Below are 22,033 nucleotides of genomic sequence, written 5' to 3' on the forward strand. Positions count from 1 at the left end.
CAAAAAACCACGGGGCCTTAAGCCCCGTGGTTAAACAGTTTGTTGCCGTTGATTAATGAGCGTTCGATGCGACCTGACGCCCTGCAGCACGATCCCAGATAACCGCCAGAACCAGTGCAACAACGGTAGGCATCAGCCAGGCCAGGCCTTGTTCGGACAGCGGCAGACGCTGTGTCCAGGCTGGCAAAATTTCTGCGAAAGCTGATGCTTTAATCCCGTCAAGGATACCAAAAATCAGGCTGATAAACATGGCTGGCGCAATAATTCGTGAGGAGTTGTTCCACCACGGACGAGTAAAGCTCAATACCACCAGCACGATACATGGCGGGTAGATAGCCGTCAGCACCGGAATAGAGACCTGAATCAGGTGGCTCAGACCGAGGTTTGACACCGCCATGGAGAAGATGCCGAGAATAAATACCAGTGCGCGGTAAGAGAGCGGCAGATACTGCGCAAAGAACTCCGCACAGGCGCAGGTCAGGCCAACGGCCGTCACCAGACATGCCAGGAAGATGAGCGCCGCCAGCAGCATACTGCCTGCACCGCCGAAGGTGTGCTGAACATAAGCATGCAGAATAGCCGCGCCATTCGCGTTTTGATCAACCAGCATAGCGCTATCGGAACCCAGACGGAACAACGCCAGATAGAGCAGCGTCAGGCCCACACCGGCCATCAGGCCAGCCCAGATGGTGTAGCGGGTCAGCAGACGTGCTTCGGTCACACCACGGGAACGCGCGGCGTTAACGATGACGATACCAAACACCATTGCGCCCAGCGTATCCATCGTCAGGTAGCCGTTCACGAAACCGTTGGAGAACGCGGCGTTTTTGTAGGCATCCATGGCATCACTAATCGGGCCTGCCGGCCAGACAATCGCCGCAACCGCCAGCACAATCAGCGCCACAATTTTCAGCGGAGCCAGGAAGTTACCGACGGTATCCAGCAGCTTGCCCGGATAGAGGGAAACCAGAATCACAATCGCGAAGTAGATCAGGCTGTAGATAAACAGCGGCATCGCGCCGTCACCCGTCAGAGGAGCAATACCCACTTCGAAGGAAACGGTTGCCGTGCGGGGGGTCGCAAACAGTGGCCCAACAGCCAGATAGCAGACGGTTGCCAGCAGAACACCCGCCACTTTGCCGATCGGGGTGCTGAGGCTATCAACACCGCCACCCACTTTCGCCAGGGCGATAACGGTCAGTACCGGCAAACCCACAGCAGTAATCAGGAAACCAAATGCGGCAGTCCAGACGTGTTCACCCGCCTGTAAGCCAACCATTGGAGGGAAAATGATGTTGCCTGCGCCAACGAACAGCGCAAATGTCATAAAGCCCAGCGCGATGATGTCACGCGATTTTAAGTGATGGGTCATAAAACCTTACTGCCTGTGGATGTGGTGTTGAAAACATTGAGTTTTTCGATTTCCCTGGTGGGAAGATACAGCCGAAAAATTGCTCAATTTCAGCGGGAAATGCTCCCGTCCTGGCGTGGAGAAGAATAGTTTTTCGATTTACCACGCAAATACAGTCGGTCTGACAGTATCTGGGGCGCAATTTAAACGCTTATAACGTTTAAAGGCAAGGTGGGATCGTAAAACCAGAACAATATGCCAGCATGAAAATACACACCAGCACAATACGCTAATTATCAGAAAAACCCATGGCTAATCATGCGAACAAAAAACAGCCAGCCGTATAAAATTCATTCGCGTTTCGTTTGACTGCAAAGCAAACGGGCCAGCAAACGCTGACCCGTGGAAAGGTAAAATGACACACCCGTTATCAGGCGATCTTTTTGGCAATTAATCGTTCCGGGATCACGAAACTAAAGCGGGTTCCCTTACCCAGGGTACTCTGAATATCGAGGCGGCTTTCATGGTGATTGACGGCATGTTTTACAATCGCCAGCCCCAGACCGCTTCCCCCTGTCTGTCGCGATCGCGCCTTATCCACGCGATAGAAGCGTTCGGTCAGACGCGGGATGTGCTCCGGAGCAATCCCCGGACCATTATCCTCGACGCTAAATTCAGCGCCCGTAGGGGTATGCTGCCAGCGCACCACGATCTCCGTCCCTTCCGGCGTATGATTCACCGCGTTATACACCAGGTTGGAAATGGCGCTGCGCAGCTCATCTTCACTGCCCAAAACCTTCAGCGTATTGTCGACCTCAAAGATCAGGTGGTGCTTCTTATGGCTTAACGTTTGTGCTTCACGCTCCACCACCCGCAGCATCATGGGGACATCAATGGTGTCATTCAGCGCAAGCGTTGGCGCCGCTTCGATCTTCGATAGCGTCAACAGCTGTTTCACCAGACCTTCCATACGGTGCGTTTGCTCGCGCATGGTGTGCAGCGCTTTTTCACGTGGCGCACCTTCAAGCGTTTGCTCCTGCATCATCTCCAGGTAACCCTGAAGTACGGTCAATGGGGTACGTAATTCGTGGCTCACGTTCGCGAAGAAGTTGCGTCGCGCGCCTTCCAGCTGGTGCATCTGGGTGACATCGCGCGCCACCATCAGCCACTGCTGATCGCTGTATGGCATCACGCGGATTTCCAGATGGCGACCATTATTGAGTTTCAGATTATGTGGACCGGTAAAATCACGCTTTTTCAGATACTGCGCAAATTCAGGATAACGCAGAAGGTTGAGGATATTCTGGCCATTATCATCCGGCCAGCGCAACCCCAGCAACTGTTGCGCAAGACCATTACACCAGAAGATAGTCCCTTCTTCGGTCGTCAGAATGACCGCATCCGGGAGCGACTCCGCCCCGCTGCGAAAACGCTTGATCAGGCTTCCCAGTTCGCGGCGGCGCTTTTTATTACGCATCTGCATCTGATGCAAACCGTAAAGCAGCGGTTCCCAACTGCCGCTTCCCGGCGGCGGTGTCATACTTCGGTCAACCCATAGCCACCAGGAGAGGCGTAACAGGTTCCAGAAATGCCAGATCAGCAGTCCGGTGACCGAGGCCAGCAGAAACCACGGCAGATATCCAAGAAAGGCCCCCAGAATGAAGGCCGGAATACAACATAAGATCAGTTCAAAGACGAGCCTTTTCCATGACAGACGTTCCAGCACGCGTCACACTCCTGTCATTGTTCAGAAACGGGTAGAAAAACGATAACCCGTGCCGCGGACCGTCTGCACCATGCGATCGTGGCCGCTCAGTTCCAGCGCTTTTCGCAGGCGGCGGATATGGACGTCAACCGTCCGGTCTTCGACATATACGTTAGTTCCCCAGACGTTATTCAGCAACTGTTCGCGGCTGTACACGCGTTCCGGGTGAGTCATAAAGAAGTGCAGAAGTTTAAATTCGGTAGGCCCCATGTCGAGCGGATTTTCGCCCGTCATGACACGGTGTGAGGTCGGGTCAAGGCTCAGACCTTGCATCTCAATCACCTCTTCCACCGCCATCGGTGAAATGCGGCGCATTACGGCTTTGATACGAGCAACCAGCTCTTTCGGGGAGAACGGCTTAGTAATGTAATCATCGGCACCCGTTTCAAGCCCACGCACGCGATCTTCTTCTTCACCACGCGCCGTCAGCATGACAACGGGGATATCGCGGGTCATCGCTTCACGTTTAATGTGTTTGATAAACTGCAGTCCAGAGCCGCCGGGCAACATCCAGTCGAGCAGAATCAGATCGGGCCAGGGCTCATTCAACTGGTTCACCGCGCTGTCATAATCTTCCGCTTCAACCGGCTGGAAGCCATTTTGTTCGAGCACGAAGCACACCATTTCACGAATTGGAGCTTCATCTTCTACGACCAGAATACGTCTCGCCATACTTTGCCCTGTCTTATCTTATTTAAGTTACAAGTTTGTAATGCGGCGTCATTATGCGTCAGATTTATGACAGATTTATGAAAAACCTTACCACCATAAATGGCAAACTGTTGTTTTATTACAGCGGTTATTTTCCGCCCCCTGAATGTTTATAATCGCCAACATCTTTTTTCGCCACGGATCTCCTATGCGCATACTTCACACTTCGGACTGGCATCTGGGTCAAAACTTTTACAGCAAAAGCAGGGCAGCGGAGCATGAAGCGTTCCTGAACTGGCTGCTGGATACTGCCCGATCGCGCGAAGTGGATGCGATTATTGTCGCGGGTGACATTTTCGACACCGGCTCGCCGCCAAGCTATGCGCGTGAGCTGTACAACCGCTTCGTGGTAAATCTGCAGCAAACAGGCTGCCATCTGGTGATTGTCGCCGGTAATCACGACTCCGTCGCCACGCTGAATGAATCCCGCGACATCCTGGCCTTCCTGAACACTACCGTGGTGGCCAGTGCCGGGCATGCGCCGCAGATCCTGAAAAAACGTGACGGTACGCCGGGGGCGGTGTTGTGCCCGGTTCCCTTCCTGCGCCCACGCGATATCGTGCAGAGCCAGGCCGGGATGTCCGGCGGAGAAAAACAGCAGCATCTGTTGCAGAGCATCACTGACTATTATCACCAACAATATACCGATGCCTGTACCTTGCGCGGCGAACAGCTCATTCCGGTGATTGCGACCGGGCATCTCACCACCGTCGGGGCCAGTAAAAGTGACGCCGTACGTGACATCTATATTGGTACGCTGGATGCGTTCCCGGCGCAAAATTTCCCGCCTGCCGACTACATTGCGCTTGGGCATATTCACCGCGCGCAGATGATCGGTGGCTGCGAACACATTCGCTATTGTGGCTCGCCCATTTCGCTGAGTTTTGATGAGACAGGTAAAGCCAAATCTGTGCATCTGGTGAGTTTTAACGGAGGTAAACTCAGCGCCGTCGAAACGCTGGAGGTCCCTGTCACCCAGCCGCTGGCGGTGCTGAAGGGTGACCTTGATGCCATCACCTCCCAGCTTGAACAGTGGCGTGGTACTGCGCTTAATCCCCCCGTCTGGCTGGATATCGAAATCACGACAGACGACTATCTGCATGATATGCAGCGAAAAATTCAGGCGCTGACGGAAGAGCTTCCTGTCGAGGTTTTACTGGTACGCCGTAGTCGCGAGCAGCGCGAAAAAATCCTGCTGAGTGCTCAGCGCGAAACGCTGAGTGAACTTAAGGTCGAAGAGGTTTTTGAACGCCGACTGGCCCAGGAAGAGATGGATGATGCAAAACGCGCCCGGCTGAACGAGCTGTTCGCCCATACGCTCCACGCGCTGAATAACGAGGAGGAGAACGCATGAAAATCCTGAGCCTGCGCCTGAAAAACCTCAACTCACTCAAGGGCGAGTGGAAAATTGACTTTACCGCTGAGCCCTTTGCCAGCAACGGGCTGTTTGCCATTACCGGTGCGACCGGTGCAGGCAAGACCACCCTGCTCGACGCCATCTGTCTGGCGCTCTATCACGAAACGCCGCGTCTGCAAAAAGTGTCTCAGGCGCAAAACGATCTGATGACGCGTGATACCGCCGAGTGTCTTGCCGAGGTTGAGTTTGAAGTAAAAGGTACCGCCTACCGCGCCTTCTGGAGCCAGAACCGGGCGCGTAATCAGCCAGACGGGAACCTACAAGCACCGCGAGTGGAACTGGCTCGCTGCGAAGATGGCAAGATTCTCGCCGACAAAGTGACAGATAAACTGGAGCAAACCGCCGCGCTCACCGGGCTGGACTATGGCCGATTTACCCGTTCAATGCTGCTCTCTCAGGGGCAGTTTGCCGCTTTCCTCAATGCCAAACCGAGCGATCGCGCAGAGCTTCTGGAAGAACTGACCGGAACCGAGATCTATGGCCAGATTTCCGCCAGGATATTTGAGAAACACAAAGCCGCCCGAAACGTACTTGAAATGCGGGAGGCACAGGCAGCGGGTGTGGTGCTGTTGAGCGAAGAGCAACAGCAGCAGTTACAGCAAAGTTTGCAGGCACTTACTGACGAAGAGAAAACACTGCTGGCACAGCAACAGCGCCAGCAGAAAGATTATCAGTGGCTTACGCGCCATGATGAGCTTCTTCGCGAGCAACAGCGCGTAAGCGTGTTACAACAGCAGGCACAGCAGGCGCTGACCGACGCCGCGCCTGACCTGGCAAAGCTCCAGCTTGCTCAACCCGCCGCTCAGCTTCGACCGCTTTGGGAGCACCAGCAAGAGCAAGCCTCGCGTCTGGCTCAAACCCAGCAGCGAATTATCGAAGTAAATACTCGCTTACAAGATAAAACCGCGCTGCGCTCGCGTATCCGTAATACCGCCATTCGTACCCATGAGCAGTTGCAGACTGAATTAACGGTTCTGACGCAGTGGCAGGCAGAACATGATCGATTCCGCTTATGGGGACAGGAAATGGCAGGCTGGCGAGCGCACTTCGCTCAGCTTGGCCGTGATAAAAATCAGCTTACTGCCCTGACCGTCCGCCTCACTGAATTACGCCATAAACGGGCCTCCCTGCCGGAAACAACCCTGACGCTGACGGCGGATGAGGTTGCAGTAGCGATGGAACAACAAGCGCAGTCACGAACGATGCGTCAACGTCTGACCTCGCTCCATGCCCGCTATCAGCCGCTACAAAAACGCCTGCATCAGAACGGTGAAAGCGTGCAGAAAGCACAGGCTGAGCAGGTAAAACTCAATGAAACACTGACGCTACGTCGCCAGCAATACAAAGAGAAAAACCAGCACTACCTGGACCTGAAGTCCCTGTGTGAACGCGAAGCGACGATTAAAGATCTGGAAAGCTATCGTTCTCAGCTTGAGGCAGGTAAACCCTGTCCACTGTGCGGCTCCAGCGAACATCCCGCCGTGGAGAAATATCAAGCGCTTGAACTGACTGACAATCAGCGCCGTCGTGATGCCCTGGAAAAAGAAGTCGCCTCGCTAAAAGAGGAAGGACTGCTGGTCCTGGGCCAGGTTAATGCCCTGACTCAACAGATCCAGCGCGAGACAGGCGAAGCGCAGACACTCTCCCAGGAAGAGCAAGCACTCACTAAAGAGTGGCTGGAGGTTTGCGCGGTATTAAATATTTCGCTGAATATTCAGGAAGATATTGCCGTCTGGATGAGCGAACAGGAGCACTATGAACGCCAGCTTTATCAGCTCAGCCAGCGTCTGACACTGCAAAACCAGCTCAACGAACTGGAAGTGCAGGAACGCCAGTATCAGCAGCAACTGGCGACAACGCGTCAGGGGCTGGAAAGCGCCCTCGTCGCTCTTTCACTCAGCGTACCTGAAGAAGGTACTGAGGCCACCTGGCTGAACGTCCGTGAAACGGAATTCGCGCAGTGGCAGGAGAAACAGACACACCAGGGTGCGATTCAGGAACGTATAAACGCCCTGAAACCACTGCTTGACGCACTTCCGGTTACCAACAGCGAAGAGACCGAACCCGCCATTCCTGACGACTGGCGCGCAATCCACGACGAATGCGTGTCTCTGCAGAGCCAACTGGCGGCACAACAGCAGCAGGAAACACTGGAGCGTGAGCGCCTGCAGCACTCACAGGCGCAGTTCGCCCAGGCACTGTCGGCAAGCTGCTTTGCCGATCAGGACGCGTTCCTTGCAGCGCTACTGGAGGAGAGCACCCTCCGCCACCTCGAACAACTGAAACACTCGCTGGAAAACCAGATACAGCAGGCCGCCGCCCTGTCCGGACAGGCAAACCAACAGTTGCAGGCGCACCAGGCACTTCAGCCAGAAGGACTCGACACCGATGCACCAGGCCTGCAAATCCAGCTACAACACCTGACGCAGCAGCTTCGTGAGAACACCACGCGGCAGGGAGAAATCCGCCAGCAGCTTAAGCAGGATAGCGATAGCCGCCTGCACCAACTGGCTTTAATGCAGCAAATTGAAGAGGCCAGCCGTCTGGCAGACGACTGGGGGTACCTGAATGCGCTTATCGGCTCCAGTACCGGCGACAAGTTCCGTAAGTTCGCCCAGGGGCTGACGCTGGATAATCTTGTCTGGCTTGCTAACCAGCAACTTAACCGCCTGCACGGGCGTTATCTGCTCCAGCGCAAAGCCAGCGATGCTCTGGAACTGGAAGTGGTCGATACCTGGCAGGCGGATGCCGTGCGCGACACCCGTACGCTCTCTGGCGGCGAAAGTTTCCTGGTCAGTCTGGCTCTGGCGCTGGCACTTTCTGATCTGGTGAGTCACAAAACACGGATCGACTCGCTGTTCCTGGACGAAGGGTTCGGCACGCTCGACAGCGAAACGCTGGATACCGCGCTGGATGCTCTCGACGCGCTGAACGCCACCGGGAAAACGATCGGTGTGATCAGCCACGTCGAGGCGATGAAAGAGCGTATACCGGTGCAGATCAAAGTGAAAAAGATCAACGGGCTGGGATACAGCAGGCTGGATAAAGAGTATGCGGTGGAGTGAATGGGGGGAGGTGCGGTCTGGTGCCCTCACCCTGGCCCTCTTCCGGTGGGAGAGGGAATAAACACTCTTTGCTTTTATTCCGGCCACAACCACGCCGCGCCTCGCACGCCGCTGGAGTCTCCGTGTAGTGCTTTACGGATCGGGGTTTCACACTCGCCGCCGAAGACCCACTGTTTCACCAGATTCGGGACCGTGCTGTACAGGCGGTCGACGTTGCTCATGCCGCCGCCGAGCACAATCACGTCCGGATCGAGAATATTCACCACATGCGCCAGCGATTTCGCCAGACGCATTTCGTAGCGGCGGAGCGCCAGTTCAGCTACCGGGTCCTGTTCTTCAACCAGACGCATGATCTCATTACCCTTAAGCGGCTGACCACTCAGACGGTGGTAGTCGGTCGCAAAACCGGTACCGGAGATAAACGTCTCAATACAACCTTGTTTACCGCAATAACACGGAACTTCAGCGCGGTATTTAAGCTCATCTTCATCCATCCACGGCAGCGGGTTGTGTCCCCACTCGCCCGCCGTACCGTTCCCCCCGATATGGGCACGCCCGCCAAAGGCCACGCCTGCACCGCAGCCGGTACCGATGATGACGGCAAAAACGGTATGGGCACCGGCAGCCGCGCCGTCAATCGCTTCTGAAACCGCCAGACAGTTGGCGTCGTTGGCCAGACGCACTTCCCGGTTCAGACGCGCGCTCAAATCTTTATCAAAAGGCTGACCGTTGAGCCAGGTCGAGTTAGCATTTTTAACCACCCCGGTATAAGGCGAGATCGACCCCGGGATCCCCATCCCGACGCTGCCCGTTTGCCCTGTCGCCTGCTCTGCCATCTCGACCAGCCGGGCAATCGTCTCGATAGTCTGGTGATAATCATCGCGCGGCGTAGGCAGACGGTGGCGGAACAGCTGTTCCCCCTGCTCGCTCAGTGCGATGACTTCTGTTTTGGTGCCGCCCAAATCAATCCCAATACGCACAAGACTCTCCTCATTATTTTGATTATCAACAGAGTAGAAGCACGCTTCCCGATTAGCAATGCAAGCGATGCGACAATTCGTTATCATGCCCGCTGATTTAACGACAAGGCCGTGGAAATTATCATGCTGTGGTTCAAAAATTTGATGGTTTACCGTCTCAGCCGCGACGTTTCGCTGCGTGCAGAAGAGATGGAAAAACAGTTAGCCGCTTACACCTTTTCCCCTTGCGGTAGCCAGGATATGGCAAAAACCGGTTGGGTTCCGCCAATGGGTTCACAAAGCGATGCACTGACCCACGCCAGCAGCACGGGTCAAATCATCGTCTGCGCCCGTAAAGAAGAGAAAATTCTGCCAACGCCGGTGGTTAAACAGGCGCTCGAAGCGAAGATCTTCAAGCTGGAAGCCGAGCAGGGTCGCAAGCTGAAGAAAACCGAAAAAGATTCGCTGAAAGACGAAGTTCTGCACTCCCTGCTGCCGCGCGCCTTTAGCCGCTTCAGCCAGACCATGATGTGGATCGATACCGTTAACGGGTTGATTATGGTGGACTGCGCCAGCGCCAAAAAAGCAGAAGATACGCTGGCTCTGCTGCGCAAAAGTATCGGCTCCCTTCCGGTCGTGCCGTTGGCGCTGGAAACGCCAATCGAGCTGACCCTGACCGAGTGGGTGCGTAGCGGTGCTGCCGCGCAAGGTTTCCAGATCCTCGATGAGGCCGAGCTGAAAGCCCTGCTGGAAGATGGCGGTGTGATCCGCGCGAAGAAACAGGATCTGGTGAGCGACGAGATTGCCGTACATATCGAAGCGGGCAAAGTGGTGACCAAACTGGCGCTCGACTGGCAGCAGCGGATTCAGTTCATGATGTGCGATGACGGTTCAGTGAAACGTTTGAAGTTCTGCGATGAACTGCGCGATCAGAATGAAGACATCGACCGGGAAGATTACGCCCAGCGTTTTGACGCGGACTTCATCCTGATGACCGGGGAACTGGCCGCCTTGATTCAGAATCTGGTGGAAGGTCTCGGCGGCGAAGCGCAGAGATAACAGGCAAAGCGTAGGCCGGGTAAGCGTTAGCGCCACCCGGCTTATTTTTTATTTCAGATAGCGGCACAGATAAGAGGTCGGTTCAGCAACCTGCAGATGGAACTCGCTGTGGCCAGGAACGTTGAAAACCTGCCCGGCTGCGTAAACTTTCCATTCCGTTTCACCCGGCAGTAAGACGTTGAGCGCACCGCTAACGACCGTCATCTCTTCCGCTTCGGCCGTACCAAACGTGTATTCCCCTTCGGCCATGACACCGACACTGGCGCGGCCAGTGCTGCTGCTGGTAAAACCAATGGATTTCACTTTACCGGAAAAGTATTCGTTACTTTGAAGCATGAACTGGCCCTTATATTTTTAGATAAAAATTCACTATAGGGGCCATGCTCATCACCTGTCACGCAAAATCATTACGTCAGAAGCTCTGAAGCCAGGCGAGCCATCAGAACATTGGATAACAGCACCGGCACATCCAGCGCCTTTTGCAGTAAATCGCGATGATGCTGGTGGAAGCCAAGACAGTCCAGGATCAACACATCCGCCCCTCTCTCCAGCAACTCACGTCCGGCCTCAATCAGTGCGGCATCGCTATCCCAGAACGGATTTGCCAGCGCATATAAGGGCACTTTTTCAAGCACATGCCACTTCACCTCCTGGTTATTCATCAACTCTTCGAGCGGGACGATGACCCCCACCTGATGACCATCAACAATTGAGGCCACCAGCGGCGGGATGATGCGCATCGGCTCCAGCAGAATTGCATTACGCGCCGTGAGACCTTTAATGGGTGCGGTACTCATCAGCAAAATAACGTCATAACCTTGATTATCGAGCACTTCTATCACCCCTTGCAGCGAGCGCTCGATTTTCTGACGCGAAACATGCGCCAGTTTACCGTCACTTAATAACGTCGCCAGGGGATCCTCCCCCGCCTCTACAGCGTAGTCTTCCATGACCTCTTCCCGACTCATCTTCCCCAGCAGGCTAAGATGCGTTATCTGTTGTTCAGAGACATGCTCGGTTAAGAGCGGTAACACTTCGCTTACAGGGACCACACCAATAGTGAGGATCGCCAACGTCGCCTTCATCTTTATCGCCTTCCATTACTACAACATCGTGCATACAGGTACAGGCTCACTACGCTGCACAGTTCATTTTTTCAACAAAACAGCACCAAGCGTAGCAGGTGATCTTCACATCGAAATGTAAAGATCACCTGTCGATTACGGAGTCACCTGTAATAACTAAATATTAACTCCTGCTTAACATTCACGATGAGTAAAAAGTGTGATTCAGGCACGGTATTGGAGTATTACGGAAAACATTCAGGACATATCGGGATCTTCGTAGCGCCGTTTGGCATCCAGCGCTTCCTGTTCAGTCTCGTGTTCACTGATCAGCGAATCCGGTTTGGGGTGATCGGCACGCAGTTGATACCAGGTCACGGTATGACCCGTATGGCCTTTTTCAACGGTAACAATACGCGCTTCACGAGGATAGGGAGGTCTGGTTGGCATAGCTCATCCTTTTTTTATGTCAGAGCTATAAGTATAGACGCCGGTTAGCTGGCACAAGCCAAACGCAGGGCAGTGATAATCTGGGTAACCACATCTTCAGGGGACGCAGTAGCATCCACCACGTGATGTGCTGCTTCACGGTATAGCGCATCACGTTCGGCCAGCACTTCTCTCACCTCTTCGCTAAGTGGTCTGGATGTCAGTGCAGGACGTTGCCCCTCTTCCGGAAAGGCTTCCAGACGCCCTACCAGAGCTGAAACAGGTGCACAGAGATAGATCACAATACCTTTTTCGCGCATAAAGTGGCGATTACATTCAGCCAGAACAATGCCCCCTCCTGTTGCGATAACGGCAGACGGTGTAGTTACCGCTTTCAGCGCAGCCGTTTCACGTGTGCGGAAGCTGTCCCATCCTTCCTGTTCGACAATATCCGCGATCGTTCTTCCGGCCTCTGTTTGTAGCCAGTGGTCAGTATCCACAAACTGACGATCGCATGCGCGTGCCAGTTCCAGGCCAACGGTGGTTTTCCCACAGCCTCGGGGGCCAACTAAAAAGATGGGTTGGGTCATAACCAGGTGTTCCCCTTGATGCCGGATGGCCGAAGAGTGTAAAGAAATAATTGCAGAAGATGTTTCGATTACTTTACTGCAAAGCGGTACGGGATGACAACCCTGTGGAGGCCATACTGTACCACAAATTGACAATGGTTATCATTACGCGGTGCGACGCTTCACTTCCAGTAACCATTTATCCAGCTCTGCGGCAAACTGCTGACGATCGCGCTGGGATAAGCTGTCTGGCCCACCCGTCTGTACACCACTGGCGCGTAACGTATCCATAAAATCACGCATGGTGAGTTTTTCCCGAATGGTCGCAGGTGAATAACGCTCCCCCCGAGGGTTCAGCGCCGCAGCCCCTTTCTCCAGCACTTCTGCAGCCAGAGGGATATCCGCCGTGATCACCAGATCTTCCGCGCTACACAGACGGACAATTTCGTTATCCGCCACGTCAAACCCGGCCGGAACTCGCAACGCGCGAATGAATCTGGAAGGAGGGACGCGAATATTCTGGTTCGCCACCAGCGTTAGCGGCATCTGAACACGCTCGGCGGCGCGGAACAAAATCTCTTTAATCACATTCGGACACGCGTCCGCATCAACCCAAATCGCCATATTGTCTCCCCTTAATGACTCTGCCGACTATTGTCGCCTGCATTTCGTTGTTAAGCTATCAATCAGAGAAAACAACGCATAATGACGGAGAGTCGTGATGGATAAGAAAATCGGGTTTATCGGCTGCGGTAACATGGGCAAAGCCATCCTGGGCGGCCTGATCGCCAGCGGGCAGGTTCTGCCGGGTCAGATTTGGGTCTATACCCCGTCACCTGATAAAGTCGCCGCGTTGCGCGATCAATACGGGATTAACGCCGCCGAAAGCGCTCAGGAAGTCGCCCAGGTCGCCGATATCGTCTTTGGCGCCGTTAAGCCGAACATCATGATCAAAGTGCTGAGCGACATCACCTCCAGCCTGAATAAAGAGACGCTGGTCGTCTCCATCGCTGCTGGCGTCACGCTGGATCAACTGGCGCGTGCGCTGGGGCACGATCGTAAAATCGTCCGGGCGATGCCTAATACCCCTTCACTGGTCAACGCTGGCATGACTTCCGTCACGCCAAACGCACTGGTGACCACGGAAGACGTGGCAGATGTCCTGAACATTTTCCGCTGCTTCGGTGAAGCGGAAGTCATTGCCGAATCCATGATCCATCCGGTTGTCGGCGTGAGCGGTTCAGCCCCTGCGTATGTCTTCATGTTCTTAGAAGCGATGGCCGACGCCGCGGTATTGGGCGGCATGCCGCGTGCGCAGGCGTATAAATTCGCAGCACAGGCAGTTATGGGTTCTGCCAAAATGGTGCTGGAAACCGGTAAACATCCTGGTGAGCTGAAAGATATGGTTTGCTCCCCTGGTGGTACCACCATCGAAGCGGTGCGGGTACTGGAAGAACGCGGATTCCGTGCTGCCGTCATCGAAGCGATGGCAAAATGTATGGAAAAATCAGAGAAACTGAGTAAATCCTGATCGTCTCAACCGGGTGTCATGCAGCCACTTCGGTGCGGCCGCGCCCGGTATTTTTTGCCTTGTACAGCGCTACATCAGCTGCCTTCAACCATTCCCGATAGTGACCAAACTGCGGCCCCCAGGTGGCAACACCTACGCTTATGCGCAGCGTTTCTTTAGGCGCGCAGGGTAACGACAGTTTTTCCAGCCGTTCATGAACCCGGGACATGACGGCGATTGCGCTGTCAGCGGTTGTCCGCGACATAATCACTGCAAACTCATCCCCGCCAAAACGGCCTATTGCATCACCTGAACGTACCGAAATCTGCAACTGACGTGTAATCGCAATGATCGCCTCATCGCCCACATCATGCCCCCAGGTGTCATTGATGTTTTTAAAGTGGTCGATATCAATGAGCAGGATCGTGGCCGTACCATTATGACGCCGGCACTGCTCAAATTCGTTTCGCAGCAGCATTTCCCAGTGTCGACGATTAAAGACCCCGGTCATTCCATCGCGAGTGCTCATCATTTCCAGCCGCCGCTTATGCTCAGCCAGCCTGACGGCTGTGCGATGACTGAGCCAGGCAAACAGCATGGGATAAAGCACAAACACAGGAAGTGTTAAGCCCCACTCCACAGGATCAGGATTGATGACCACCACTCTCCCGACCGGGGACAGCGTCAATAGCGCGGAGAGAAAGGTCAACATTATCCCCGGAATGAAGAGACGACAGCCGCCGGAGCCCATCATATTCATCCCCACCATCATCACCAGCGCGGTCGTGGGTAACGCATTAATCCCCATCACGCCAATCCACAGCCCGGCGATAATCGCATCCATCTTGAGATTGAAGATTTCCTGATGATGAGGTGATGAAGCACGACAGGATAACTGCCAGGCGAGGTGAGGCCAGATGAACGCCCATCCCACCAGTAAAAGCCACCAGCCACCAGCTAGAAAATGGGTGACCAGTATCCCCGCGACAGGGAAAAACATCGCCGCCAGCCCGATAACGCGCGCCAGGCGAACTCGCCGGGCAAACTGAATGCCAGCACGGTGAGGGGCATCCAGAGAAAGGGTTAAATCCAACTCTTCGCGAATGCATTTTTTGTCGTAATAGGATTCATCATTCATCATTTTTGGGAATATTCTGAAACATTTTCCCAAATTATAGAGAGGGGGGGTGCGAGGAAAGTATGAAATTTCGGGTGAGTCGCCAGAGCCACTCACCCGTTAGAACTACGCTTTTTTCTTCAGGCAAGTGCTCATAAATTTACTGCGATCGTCACCTTTCAGAGACTGCTCAGTAGCCTTCGCATTACAGTCGCGCATTTTCTGCTGCTGTGGCGTCAGGCTTTTTTCAGCAGGTTTTGACGCGCCATTTTTCAGGCAGTCGCTCATATAGGTCTTACGGGCATCCCCTTTCAGACTCTGGGACGTGGCCTGTTGGTTACAGGTGGTCATGCGTTGCTGTTGAGGCGTTAATGTTTTTTCTTCCGCGTTCGCCGATGAAATCAGGAACAGGCCAGAGAGCAGAGTAACCAGTAATGTTGTTTTCATTGCACCATCCTTTTGTGAACATTCCCTGTAAGTCTGGTCCGTGACAGGAAAAAAGTCACCCGGCAGAGACAAATTCCGCCGGGCTTTTATCATTTAAGACCCAACGCTGCTTTCATCGTGTAGAACAGATCGGTTTGATCGGTCAGCCCTACCACATTTGCCGCATGCGGTCCGTAGGCGGCAATACGCAGCTGCGTGCCCGTGTGTTCCATGGACTCTTCTTCAGAGTTGCCATAGCTCAGCACCATTACGGCACCATCTTTCGTATTCAGCGCCTGCGTCAGGCCTGGCGCTTTGGTATCTGCCGGGATGATCTGGCTGGCGTGCGCATGGTCCGCGGTGACCACCACAAGGGTGTTTCCGTCTTTCTTCGCGAATTCGAGTGCCTTCTGCACCGCTTCGTCCAGGTCGACGGTTTCGCCAATCTGGCCACACGGATTCGCCGCATGATCCTGCTTGTCGATCGACGCGCCTTCCACCTGCAGGAAGAACCCTTTTTCGCTCTTGCTCAGCAGAGAGATCGCTTTGTCGGTCATCGTCGCCAACGTCGGCACGCTGTCAGTGCGTTTCGGGTTAGGTGTACAGGTCACGGCAGGCTTATCAATATTGCCGTGATAAGAGGCTTTTGGACCTTCCCAGCGCACAGGCATATTGCCATCAGAGAACAGTCCCAGCAGCGGTTTGTCCTGATTCGCCTCAGTGATTGCTGCCAGAGCGCTAGCATCGCTCACCAGTTGATAGCCACGAGCCTGTGCCTGCTCACGCAGCGTTTTACCCTGCCATTCACCCGCCGTCGCGGTTTCTGCAAAGGTTTTCGCCCCACCGCCCAGCGTGACGTCAGCGCGTGCATTCAGCAGTTGTTCAGTAATTGAACCTTTACCGCCTTTTTCCAGGGCATTCGTTGGACATTTTTCACTGGTCACCGACGGGCCGTAGCACTTACGTGAAGTCACATGGGATACCAGCGCCGCCGGCGTCGCGTCCTGGAGTTCAGCGGTAGAGACATTACCGGTGGCCAGCCCTGCGGCTTTTGCCATTTCCAGAATGGTTTGATGATCTTTTTCGTGAATATCGACACCCAGCGCGCCATTATAGGTTTTTACCCCCGTAGACCACGCCGTAGCAGAGGCAGCCGAATCCGTTACGTAATCCGGTTTACCGGTTTTTTTATCCAGTGAGTAATGGGTATATTGTCCGGTAAGCGGTAATGCGTCGATACCTTTAAAAAATCCACCTGCCCCCTCGGCATAATTTCGCGCCGCCGTGATTTCGGAGTCACCCATTCCATCGCCAATGAGCAGAATAATATTTTTCGCCGGTTTCTCATTCAGCGAAGCGCGAATGGCTGCGGTTTGATCCTCTGATAATCGACGCGCGCCGCCTGGCTGGGTGATATCCCCTTTCGCTGCGCGATTATCCAGCACGTGGGTATTGGACATATCAGCATAAATGGCAGGGGTAATTAACAGGGGAAGTAATGCGATGAAAAGTGCGCTCTGTTTCAATTTATTTTCTCCATGTACAAATACATAAAAATAAAAACAGAGCGACTATAGGCATCCTGCATGACAATTCTATGACACGTCGTTATGTCCGGCGACGGTTTAGCTGCGCGGATGCCTCAAGAGCTTCTTTACATATTGCTGGAGCAACTCTGCATCCTGCACAGGAACCTGAGTATCAGGTTGCGCCTTATCCAGCGCACCTTCAACGCTCTCTATCAATGCCTGTTGGTCAGATTGAGTCATCTGTCGTAATAGCGCAGTGACAACAATTTCCAGGGCTTCGACCTGGGCGACCAGTTCTTTTGACTCCTCTTCCTTTTGTGCAAGCTTGACCAGCAACTCAGCAATGAGATTTTTCATCGTGTTATTTCCTTATGTGATTTATTCCTGAAATTAACATCAAGAGTCAAATATGCAAAGCGGAGAAAGGTATTACCTTATGCAAAAGTGAAAGCGCCGCAAAAATAGTGCGGAGGGATTATCAGCGAAACGTTTTTCTATAAAAAATGCCGCATTTGGTTATAGAAAAATGCGGCAACAATAAGAATATATAATACATCGACAAAAGTATTATCTTGCCGATTTTACCTCCGCCATGTGTCTGCGGCGACGCAGAGCAATAGCCAACTGGATAATGTTGATCAAAACAACAATTGCCGTCGCGGCAAATACCCAACGAAAACCGGCCATCGCGGAAACAGATGCACCAATAAGCGGACCGGCAACATTCCCCAAATACATAAACGACTGGTTATATCCAAAAATACGCCCTGTCACCTGGTCGCTGGAATATTTGACCAGTAAGGTCTGTACCGCAGGCAGCATTGCGCCATCGGCAAAGCCGAGCAAAAATCGCAGCACGCCAAGCTGAAGCGGAGAGGTCACAAACGACATGGCGAAAAAGAGCACTACGGCAAAAATCAGCGTGGCCATCAGAATACGCGCAGTACCGATCCGATCTCCCAATTTTCCCAACCGTGGTGCAGAAATCAGTGCGGATACGCCTGGCACGGCGGCAATCATGCCACTGAGAAAGGCGATATTATTGCTGTCTGGCTCCATCGACTTAATAAACAACGCCAGAATCGGCCCGACCGAACCGTTACAGAGCTGGATCACCATGGTGGTAACAAACAGGCTGATCATGAGCCCAGGGTAAGGCAGTGAGGCGAAGACAGCCTTGCCACTCAGACGTTCAGATTTGCTGATAACGGGGCGACCGCCCTCTTTGATAAGAAAAAGCGTGACCAGAAAACTGACCACCAGCAGGATCGCGGTAATGATAAATACGGCGCGCAGCCCGACGTGGTCCGCCAGAAAGCCCCCCAGCAGCGGGCCGCCAATTACACCGCTAATCTGTGCGGTGGAAAGCGTACTCAGCGCCCAGCCGCTACGTTCGCGTGGCACCTGAGAGGCGACCAGCGCCATGGCATTCGGAATATACCCGGAAGTCAGCCCCATCACCGCCCGCAGGAAAAACAGTTGCCAGACGTTGGTGGCGAAGGCCTGCAGCAGAATGGCAATGGCCATCCCGAGCGAGGCGCGCAGCAGCATCAGCTTTCGGCCTTTCCGATCCGCCAGGCTGCCCCACATTGGTGACACAATCGCAGAGACCAGAAAAGTCACACTGAACGTCAGACCGGACCACATGGAGAGTGCTTCATGCGAGGTTACCCCCAGCTGAGAAACGTACAACGGCAGGAACGGCAGGATCTGGCTGATGGCGAGCCCGGTAAAAAAGCAACCGAACCAGACCGAGATAAGATTAACTTTCCATGATTCCATAAAGAAACAGTCTTCATTTTTAGGCGAATTCGCCTACAGATTAGCAAGCTACGCATACTGACGTCGCACCAGAGATGCGGCCTTGATGACTTTGGTGTTTTATCTTCCCAGTCATCATATTTGTGAAACAAGTCACAAATCATCCATTTCCAGTCGAGATTTTATGCTTCAGAAGAATTTTCCCTCTCCCACTCCCCCATCAACATTCCCCAAAACATTATGGCGGAAGGCCGCGAAACCCGCAGGGCATCGTGGTATGTTATTGGCTTTTCGTCATACTGGAAGAGAGTGAGATGGCAAAGCAGCGCGTAGGTATTGTCTTTGGGGGAAAATCAGCAGAGCACGAGGTTTCATTGCAATCGGCCAAAAATATCGTTGATGCGATTGATAAAAGCCGTTTCGAGGTGGTGCTGCTGGGTATTGATAAACAGGGTCAGTGGCATGTTAACGATGCCAGCCATTATCTGCTTAATGCCAACGATCCAGCACATATCGCCCTTAATCCTTCGGAAATTAGCGTTGCCACTGTGCCCGGCGTCGTGAAAGGGCAACTCATCGACGCAGGCAATGCACAGGCTCTCGCTCAGATTGACGTCGTGTTCCCCATCGTTCACGGTACTCTGGGTGAAGATGGTTCCCTCCAGGGGATGTTGCGCATGGCCAACCTGCCGTTCGTAGGTTCCGATGTGCTGGGTTCTGCCGCCTGCATGGATAAAGACGTCACCAAACGCCTGCTGCGTGATGCCGGGCTGAATATTGCGCCTTTCGTCACGCTCACCCGCGCCAACCGCGACAAACACAGCTTCGCGCAAATTGCTGACCAACTGGGCCTGCCGCTGTTTGTGAAACCGGCAAACCAGGGCTCTTCCGTAGGCGTCAGCAAAGTCACCTGCGAAGCTGAATTCACGCAGGCTGTCCGTCTGGCGTTTGAATTCGACCATAAAGTGGTGGTTGAGCAGGGTATTAAAGGTCGTGAAATTGAGTGCGCCGTGCTGGGCAACGATTTCCCACAGGCGAGCACCTGCGGTGAAGTAGTCTTAAACAGCGATTTCTACTCTTACGACACCAAATACATTGATGACAAAGGCGCTCAGGTAGTCGTGCCAGCAAATATCGATCCGGCGGTCAACGATACGATCCGGGCGATCGCCATTAACGCCTATCAGACACTCGGCTGCAGTGGCATGGCACGTGTGGATGTGTTCCTGACACCGGAAAACGAGGTGGTCATCAATGAAATCAACACGCTGCCGGGTTTCACGAATATCAGTATGTATCCGAAACTGTGGCAGGCGAGCGGGCTGGGCTACTCTGAACTTATCACCCGCCTGATCGAGCTGGCGCTGGAGCGTCATGCCGCCGACAGCGCCCTTAAAAGCTCCGTAAACGGTTAATCGGCTCTCTTCGCCGTCTCCGTCTCATCCGCTGTCGTTTCTTCAGGACGACGGCGGATAATCAATCCTGCCAGCCAGAAACTGATCACCCAGGTCACCAGCCCGACAGCATAGGTTTGCCATCCTTTTGCTTCAAATCCCAGCAGCCCCACGACGCCGTTAAGAATAAAGATCAGCCCGATAGCAAAGGCGTAGTAGTGCCAGTCACGGCGTAGTTTGGACGTGAGCTTCATAACAACTCCGGCAGGAAAAAAAGACATCCTCTCACAGTTTTACGGCCAGGTCTGTGGCAGATACGGAAATTCTGAAACGCGACGCAATTTCACTTAAGTAATGAAATTGTGATGTGCTGCAGAAATCGACAATCCAGGAGAATTCCTGAGGGTAAATTACCACGATTCTGATATTGACAAATGCGATGACCTGTCAAACTTCCCCCTGTAAAACGCGTATTGAGCAGAGTGATATTTCAGGAGGTCATCATGGCTGATTTTACATTGTCGAAACCGATTTTTGCCGGCAAACCAAAAACCTCCACGGCAGGTAATATTGCTTATGCCCTGTTTGTTCTGTTCTGCTTCTGGGCAGGCTCACAGTTGCTCAATATGCTGGTTCATGCACCTGGGGTATATGAACACCTGATGCAGGTACAGGATAACGGACGCCCGCGAGTTGAGATTGGGTTTGGTGTCAGTACCCTGTTTGGCCTGGTTCCCTTCCTCGCGGGTTGTATGATTTTAGGTGTCGTGGCGTTAGTTCTGCGTATTCGCCGCCGCCATTAAAGCCCCATACAACGCGCCCGACGATCGTCCACCCGTTTTGCGAACCATGCCGTTGTCAGGTTACGCGTGATCTTCGGGCTTTCCAGTTGAATACCCGGCAGAATAGCTCTCGGTAACGTTTTCCCGCTCTTCTGCTCAGCAAGTGCAAAGACTTTCTTGTAGAGGTCCGTTTTCTCAAAGGCCAGGCTATCACCTTTCTCAAGCTGACGGCGAATGTCGCTGTTGCTCAGGCCAAGCTTTGTCGATAATTTCCGTACTGCCAGCTCGGTGCTGCCCGCCTCGCTGCTACCATAAGCGATAAGATCGCCGTCCAACGCCAGCTTCACACCACTTGCGCGGCTGACCGCACTCTGAAATGCCGCATTACGGCTGGCATACCAGCCCGCGTTGAAGTCGGCAAAGCGGTACAGCGGTTCGTTATAGTTCGCCGGATAGTTCAGCAGATGGTATGTGCCAAACCACAGCCCGCCGCGCAGGGAGAAGACCTCCTGGCGTACCGTACCGTCGATTTTCCACGGATAGCCGTCGGTGTGCTTTTCGGCAAACGCAATGCTCACCTGCATCGGCCCGCCTGTGTGAACCGGGTTAAGTGAGCCAAACAGTTTCTGCCCCATTGGGACCATACTGATGAAATCATCAAAGATGGCGCTGAGCTGTTTTTCAGTTTTCACCGTATCCAGCCGTTCGCTGTAGCTTTTGCCGTTTGGCGAGGTAATTTTAAGGGCGGTGTGAACAAGGAACACCGGGATATGCATGGTTTCCGCGCGGCGATCGATCTCTTTCCAGGCAATTTTGTTCAGACCCGGCACCACCGGGTCTGACTGGTACATCGACTCCTGCTGCGCCACCGCCAGCACCGAGCAGATATTCTCCTCGGTTGGCGCGATCTTTTGGCTTTCAAAGGTTTTTGCCAGCGCGTCTGCCCAGGCATTGCGATCCTTCACGCTGGCGGGCATTTTCTGCCGCACAACGCTTGCCACATCAACCGGCTTTTCACCCTTCTTGAGCGGAGCGGCCCCTTTTTCGGCGCATCCTACCAGGACGAGAGCAGCTAGTAAGGACAACGGTAACGCACGCGGTACGGCAAAAGACATAGCAACTCCC

The 22,033-nt window shown here is 53.7% G+C and carries 22 protein-coding genes; 6 read left to right on the top strand and 16 right to left on the bottom strand.

Annotated elements, in window-relative coordinates; all coding sequences use genetic code 11:
* Nucleotides 1-52: 52 nt before the first annotated feature.
* From brnQ to phoB, 3 genes are all read right to left on the bottom strand, one after another.
* Nucleotides 53-1,372 carry a branched-chain amino acid transporter carrier protein BrnQ gene (gene brnQ, locus WB237_RS12255; RefSeq protein WP_114977912.1) on the bottom strand — a complete coding sequence of 440 codons (1,320 nt, stop codon included), beginning with the start codon at nt 1,370-1,372 and terminating at the stop codon, nt 53-55.
* A 409-nt stretch (nt 1,373-1,781) separates the two neighbouring features.
* Entirely contained in the window at nt 1,782-3,077 is a 1,296-nt protein-coding gene (phoR, locus tag WB237_RS12260) for a phosphate regulon sensor histidine kinase PhoR (protein ID WP_336213294.1), read from the bottom strand.
* 21 nt (nt 3,078-3,098) lie between these two features.
* Nucleotides 3,099-3,788, bottom strand: coding sequence for a phosphate response regulator transcription factor PhoB (gene phoB, locus WB237_RS12265; RefSeq protein ID WP_003859122.1), 690 nt, complete (start codon nt 3,786-3,788; stop codon nt 3,099-3,101).
* Between the two features lie 187 nt (nt 3,789-3,975).
* Between phoB and sbcD the strand changes: the two genes are divergently transcribed.
* Complete coding sequence (gene sbcD / locus WB237_RS12270) at nt 3,976-5,181, top strand: exonuclease subunit SbcD (RefSeq protein ID WP_336213296.1); 1,206 nt, start codon at nt 3,976-3,978, stop codon at nt 5,179-5,181.
* Complete coding sequence (gene sbcC, locus WB237_RS12275; protein WP_336213298.1) at nt 5,178-8,309, top strand: exonuclease subunit SbcC; 3,132 nt, start codon at nt 5,178-5,180, stop codon at nt 8,307-8,309. The genes sbcD and sbcC overlap by 4 nt, the downstream gene beginning before the upstream one ends.
* A 74-nt stretch (nt 8,310-8,383) precedes the next feature.
* Here sbcC and mak read toward each other — a convergent pair whose 3' ends face one another.
* On the bottom strand, nt 8,384-9,289 hold the full coding sequence (gene mak / locus WB237_RS12280) for a fructokinase (RefSeq protein WP_336213301.1): 906 nt from the start codon (nt 9,287-9,289) through the stop codon (nt 8,384-8,386).
* Between the two features lie 123 nt (nt 9,290-9,412).
* Here mak and rdgC point away from each other — a divergent pair, with 123 nt between their 5' ends.
* Entirely contained in the window at nt 9,413-10,327 is a 915-nt protein-coding gene (gene rdgC / locus WB237_RS12285; protein ID WP_028017678.1) for a recombination-associated protein RdgC, read from the top strand.
* Nucleotides 10,328-10,375: 48 nt separating this feature from the next.
* On the opposite strand, the gene ppnP is transcribed toward rdgC, so the two are convergent.
* From ppnP to WB237_RS12310, 5 genes are all read right to left on the bottom strand, one after another.
* Nucleotides 10,376-10,663: a pyrimidine/purine nucleoside phosphorylase gene (gene ppnP / locus WB237_RS12290; protein WP_008503270.1), complete on the bottom strand. Its 288-nt coding sequence runs from the start codon at nt 10,661-10,663 to the stop codon at nt 10,376-10,378.
* Between the two features lie 71 nt (nt 10,664-10,734).
* Complete coding sequence (locus WB237_RS12295; RefSeq protein ID WP_336213303.1) at nt 10,735-11,412, bottom strand: AroM family protein; 678 nt, start codon at nt 11,410-11,412, stop codon at nt 10,735-10,737.
* 237 nt (nt 11,413-11,649) lie between these two features.
* Nucleotides 11,650-11,841: a protein YaiA gene (gene yaiA, locus WB237_RS12300; protein ID WP_114977906.1), complete on the bottom strand. Its 192-nt coding sequence runs from the start codon at nt 11,839-11,841 to the stop codon at nt 11,650-11,652.
* 44 nt (nt 11,842-11,885) lie between these two features.
* A complete protein-coding gene (aroL, locus tag WB237_RS12305) occupies nt 11,886-12,410 on the bottom strand; it encodes a shikimate kinase AroL (protein ID WP_336213305.1) in 525 nt (174 codons plus the stop codon).
* 144 nt (nt 12,411-12,554) lie between these two features.
* Nucleotides 12,555-13,013 (bottom strand): YaiI/YqxD family protein, encoded by a 459-nt coding sequence (locus WB237_RS12310; RefSeq protein WP_014830847.1) that lies wholly within the window; start codon nt 13,011-13,013, stop codon nt 12,555-12,557.
* Between the two features lie 97 nt (nt 13,014-13,110).
* On the opposite strand from WB237_RS12310, the gene proC reads away from it, so the two are divergent.
* Nucleotides 13,111-13,920: a pyrroline-5-carboxylate reductase gene (gene proC / locus WB237_RS12315; RefSeq protein WP_028017682.1), complete on the top strand. Its 810-nt coding sequence runs from the start codon at nt 13,111-13,113 to the stop codon at nt 13,918-13,920.
* A 16-nt stretch (nt 13,921-13,936) separates the two neighbouring features.
* On the opposite strand, the gene adrA is transcribed toward proC, so the two are convergent.
* The 5 genes from adrA to WB237_RS12340 form a co-directional block, all read right to left on the bottom strand.
* Nucleotides 13,937-15,040: a diguanylate cyclase AdrA gene (gene adrA, locus WB237_RS12320; RefSeq protein WP_336213308.1), complete on the bottom strand. Its 1,104-nt coding sequence runs from the start codon at nt 15,038-15,040 to the stop codon at nt 13,937-13,939.
* A 102-nt stretch (nt 15,041-15,142) separates the two neighbouring features.
* Nucleotides 15,143-15,463 (bottom strand): phosphate starvation-inducible protein PsiF, encoded by a 321-nt coding sequence (gene psiF, locus WB237_RS12325; protein WP_028017684.1) that lies wholly within the window; start codon nt 15,461-15,463, stop codon nt 15,143-15,145.
* Between the two features lie 89 nt (nt 15,464-15,552).
* Nucleotides 15,553-16,968 carry an alkaline phosphatase gene (gene phoA, locus WB237_RS12330; protein ID WP_336213310.1) on the bottom strand — a complete coding sequence of 472 codons (1,416 nt, stop codon included), beginning with the start codon at nt 16,966-16,968 and terminating at the stop codon, nt 15,553-15,555.
* Between the two features lie 99 nt (nt 16,969-17,067).
* Nucleotides 17,068-17,328 carry an anti-adapter protein IraP gene (gene iraP, locus WB237_RS12335; protein WP_129996595.1) on the bottom strand — a complete coding sequence of 87 codons (261 nt, stop codon included), beginning with the start codon at nt 17,326-17,328 and terminating at the stop codon, nt 17,068-17,070.
* Nucleotides 17,329-17,538: 210 nt separating this feature from the next.
* Nucleotides 17,539-18,753, bottom strand: a complete 1,215-nt coding sequence (locus WB237_RS12340; protein WP_028017687.1) for a multidrug efflux MFS transporter — start codon at nt 18,751-18,753, stop codon at nt 17,539-17,541.
* A gap of 293 nt (nt 18,754-19,046) precedes the next feature.
* On the opposite strand from WB237_RS12340, the gene ddlA reads away from it, so the two are divergent.
* Nucleotides 19,047-20,147: a D-alanine--D-alanine ligase gene (gene ddlA, locus WB237_RS12345; protein ID WP_336213314.1), complete on the top strand. Its 1,101-nt coding sequence runs from the start codon at nt 19,047-19,049 to the stop codon at nt 20,145-20,147.
* Here the strand turns inward: ddlA and WB237_RS12350 are convergent.
* Nucleotides 20,144-20,380: a DUF2754 family protein gene (locus WB237_RS12350; protein ID WP_025756225.1), complete on the bottom strand. Its 237-nt coding sequence runs from the start codon at nt 20,378-20,380 to the stop codon at nt 20,144-20,146. The two genes, ddlA and WB237_RS12350, sit on opposite strands and share 4 nt — an antisense overlap.
* A gap of 249 nt (nt 20,381-20,629) precedes the next feature.
* Between WB237_RS12350 and WB237_RS12355 the strand changes: the two genes are divergently transcribed.
* Nucleotides 20,630-20,929, top strand: a complete 300-nt coding sequence (locus tag WB237_RS12355) for a DUF2755 family protein (protein WP_114977899.1) — start codon at nt 20,630-20,632, stop codon at nt 20,927-20,929.
* Here WB237_RS12355 and WB237_RS12360 read toward each other — a convergent pair.
* Nucleotides 20,926-22,023, bottom strand: coding sequence for a DUF1615 domain-containing protein (locus tag WB237_RS12360; RefSeq protein WP_336213317.1), 1,098 nt, complete (start codon nt 22,021-22,023; stop codon nt 20,926-20,928). The two genes, WB237_RS12355 and WB237_RS12360, sit on opposite strands and share 4 nt — an antisense overlap.
* Nucleotides 22,024-22,033 lie beyond the last annotated feature (10 nt).

The organism is Enterobacter sp. P82 (assembly GCF_037053385.1).
Taxonomy (GTDB): domain Bacteria; phylum Pseudomonadota; class Gammaproteobacteria; order Enterobacterales; family Enterobacteriaceae; genus Enterobacter.

Bases quoted from the DNA above. Each gene is read 5' to 3' on its own strand.
- brnQ (WP_114977912.1), bottom strand. From the start codon at position 1,372: ATGACCCATCACTTAAAATCGCGTGACATCATCGCGCTGGGCTTTATG.
- phoB (WP_003859122.1), bottom strand. From the start codon at position 3,788: ATGGCGAGACGTATTCTGGTCGTAGAAGATGAAGCTCCAATTCGTGAA.
- sbcD (WP_336213296.1), top strand. From the start codon at position 3,976: ATGCGCATACTTCACACTTCGGACTGGCATCTGGGTCAAAACTTTTAC.
- sbcC (WP_336213298.1), top strand. From the start codon at position 5,178: ATGAAAATCCTGAGCCTGCGCCTGAAAAACCTCAACTCACTCAAGGGC.
- rdgC (WP_028017678.1), top strand. From the start codon at position 9,413: ATGCTGTGGTTCAAAAATTTGATGGTTTACCGTCTCAGCCGCGACGTT.
- ppnP (WP_008503270.1), bottom strand. From the start codon at position 10,663: ATGCTTCAAAGTAACGAATACTTTTCCGGTAAAGTGAAATCCATTGGT.
- WB237_RS12295 (WP_336213303.1), bottom strand. From the start codon at position 11,412: ATGAAGGCGACGTTGGCGATCCTCACTATTGGTGTGGTCCCTGTAAGC.
- yaiA (WP_114977906.1), bottom strand. From the start codon at position 11,841: ATGCCAACCAGACCTCCCTATCCTCGTGAAGCGCGTATTGTTACCGTT.
- aroL (WP_336213305.1), bottom strand. From the start codon at position 12,410: ATGACCCAACCCATCTTTTTAGTTGGCCCCCGAGGCTGTGGGAAAACC.
- WB237_RS12310 (WP_014830847.1), bottom strand. From the start codon at position 13,013: ATGGCGATTTGGGTTGATGCGGACGCGTGTCCGAATGTGATTAAAGAG.
- proC (WP_028017682.1), top strand. From the start codon at position 13,111: ATGGATAAGAAAATCGGGTTTATCGGCTGCGGTAACATGGGCAAAGCC.
- adrA (WP_336213308.1), bottom strand. From the start codon at position 15,040: ATGATGAATGATGAATCCTATTACGACAAAAAATGCATTCGCGAAGAG.
- psiF (WP_028017684.1), bottom strand. From the start codon at position 15,463: ATGAAAACAACATTACTGGTTACTCTGCTCTCTGGCCTGTTCCTGATT.
- iraP (WP_129996595.1), bottom strand. From the start codon at position 17,328: ATGAAAAATCTCATTGCTGAGTTGCTGGTCAAGCTTGCACAAAAGGAA.
- WB237_RS12340 (WP_028017687.1), bottom strand. From the start codon at position 18,753: ATGGAATCATGGAAAGTTAATCTTATCTCGGTCTGGTTCGGTTGCTTT.
- ddlA (WP_336213314.1), top strand. From the start codon at position 19,047: ATGGCAAAGCAGCGCGTAGGTATTGTCTTTGGGGGAAAATCAGCAGAG.
- WB237_RS12350 (WP_025756225.1), bottom strand. From the start codon at position 20,380: ATGAAGCTCACGTCCAAACTACGCCGTGACTGGCACTACTACGCCTTT.
- WB237_RS12355 (WP_114977899.1), top strand. From the start codon at position 20,630: ATGGCTGATTTTACATTGTCGAAACCGATTTTTGCCGGCAAACCAAAA.
- WB237_RS12360 (WP_336213317.1), bottom strand. From the start codon at position 22,023: ATGTCTTTTGCCGTACCGCGTGCGTTACCGTTGTCCTTACTAGCTGCT.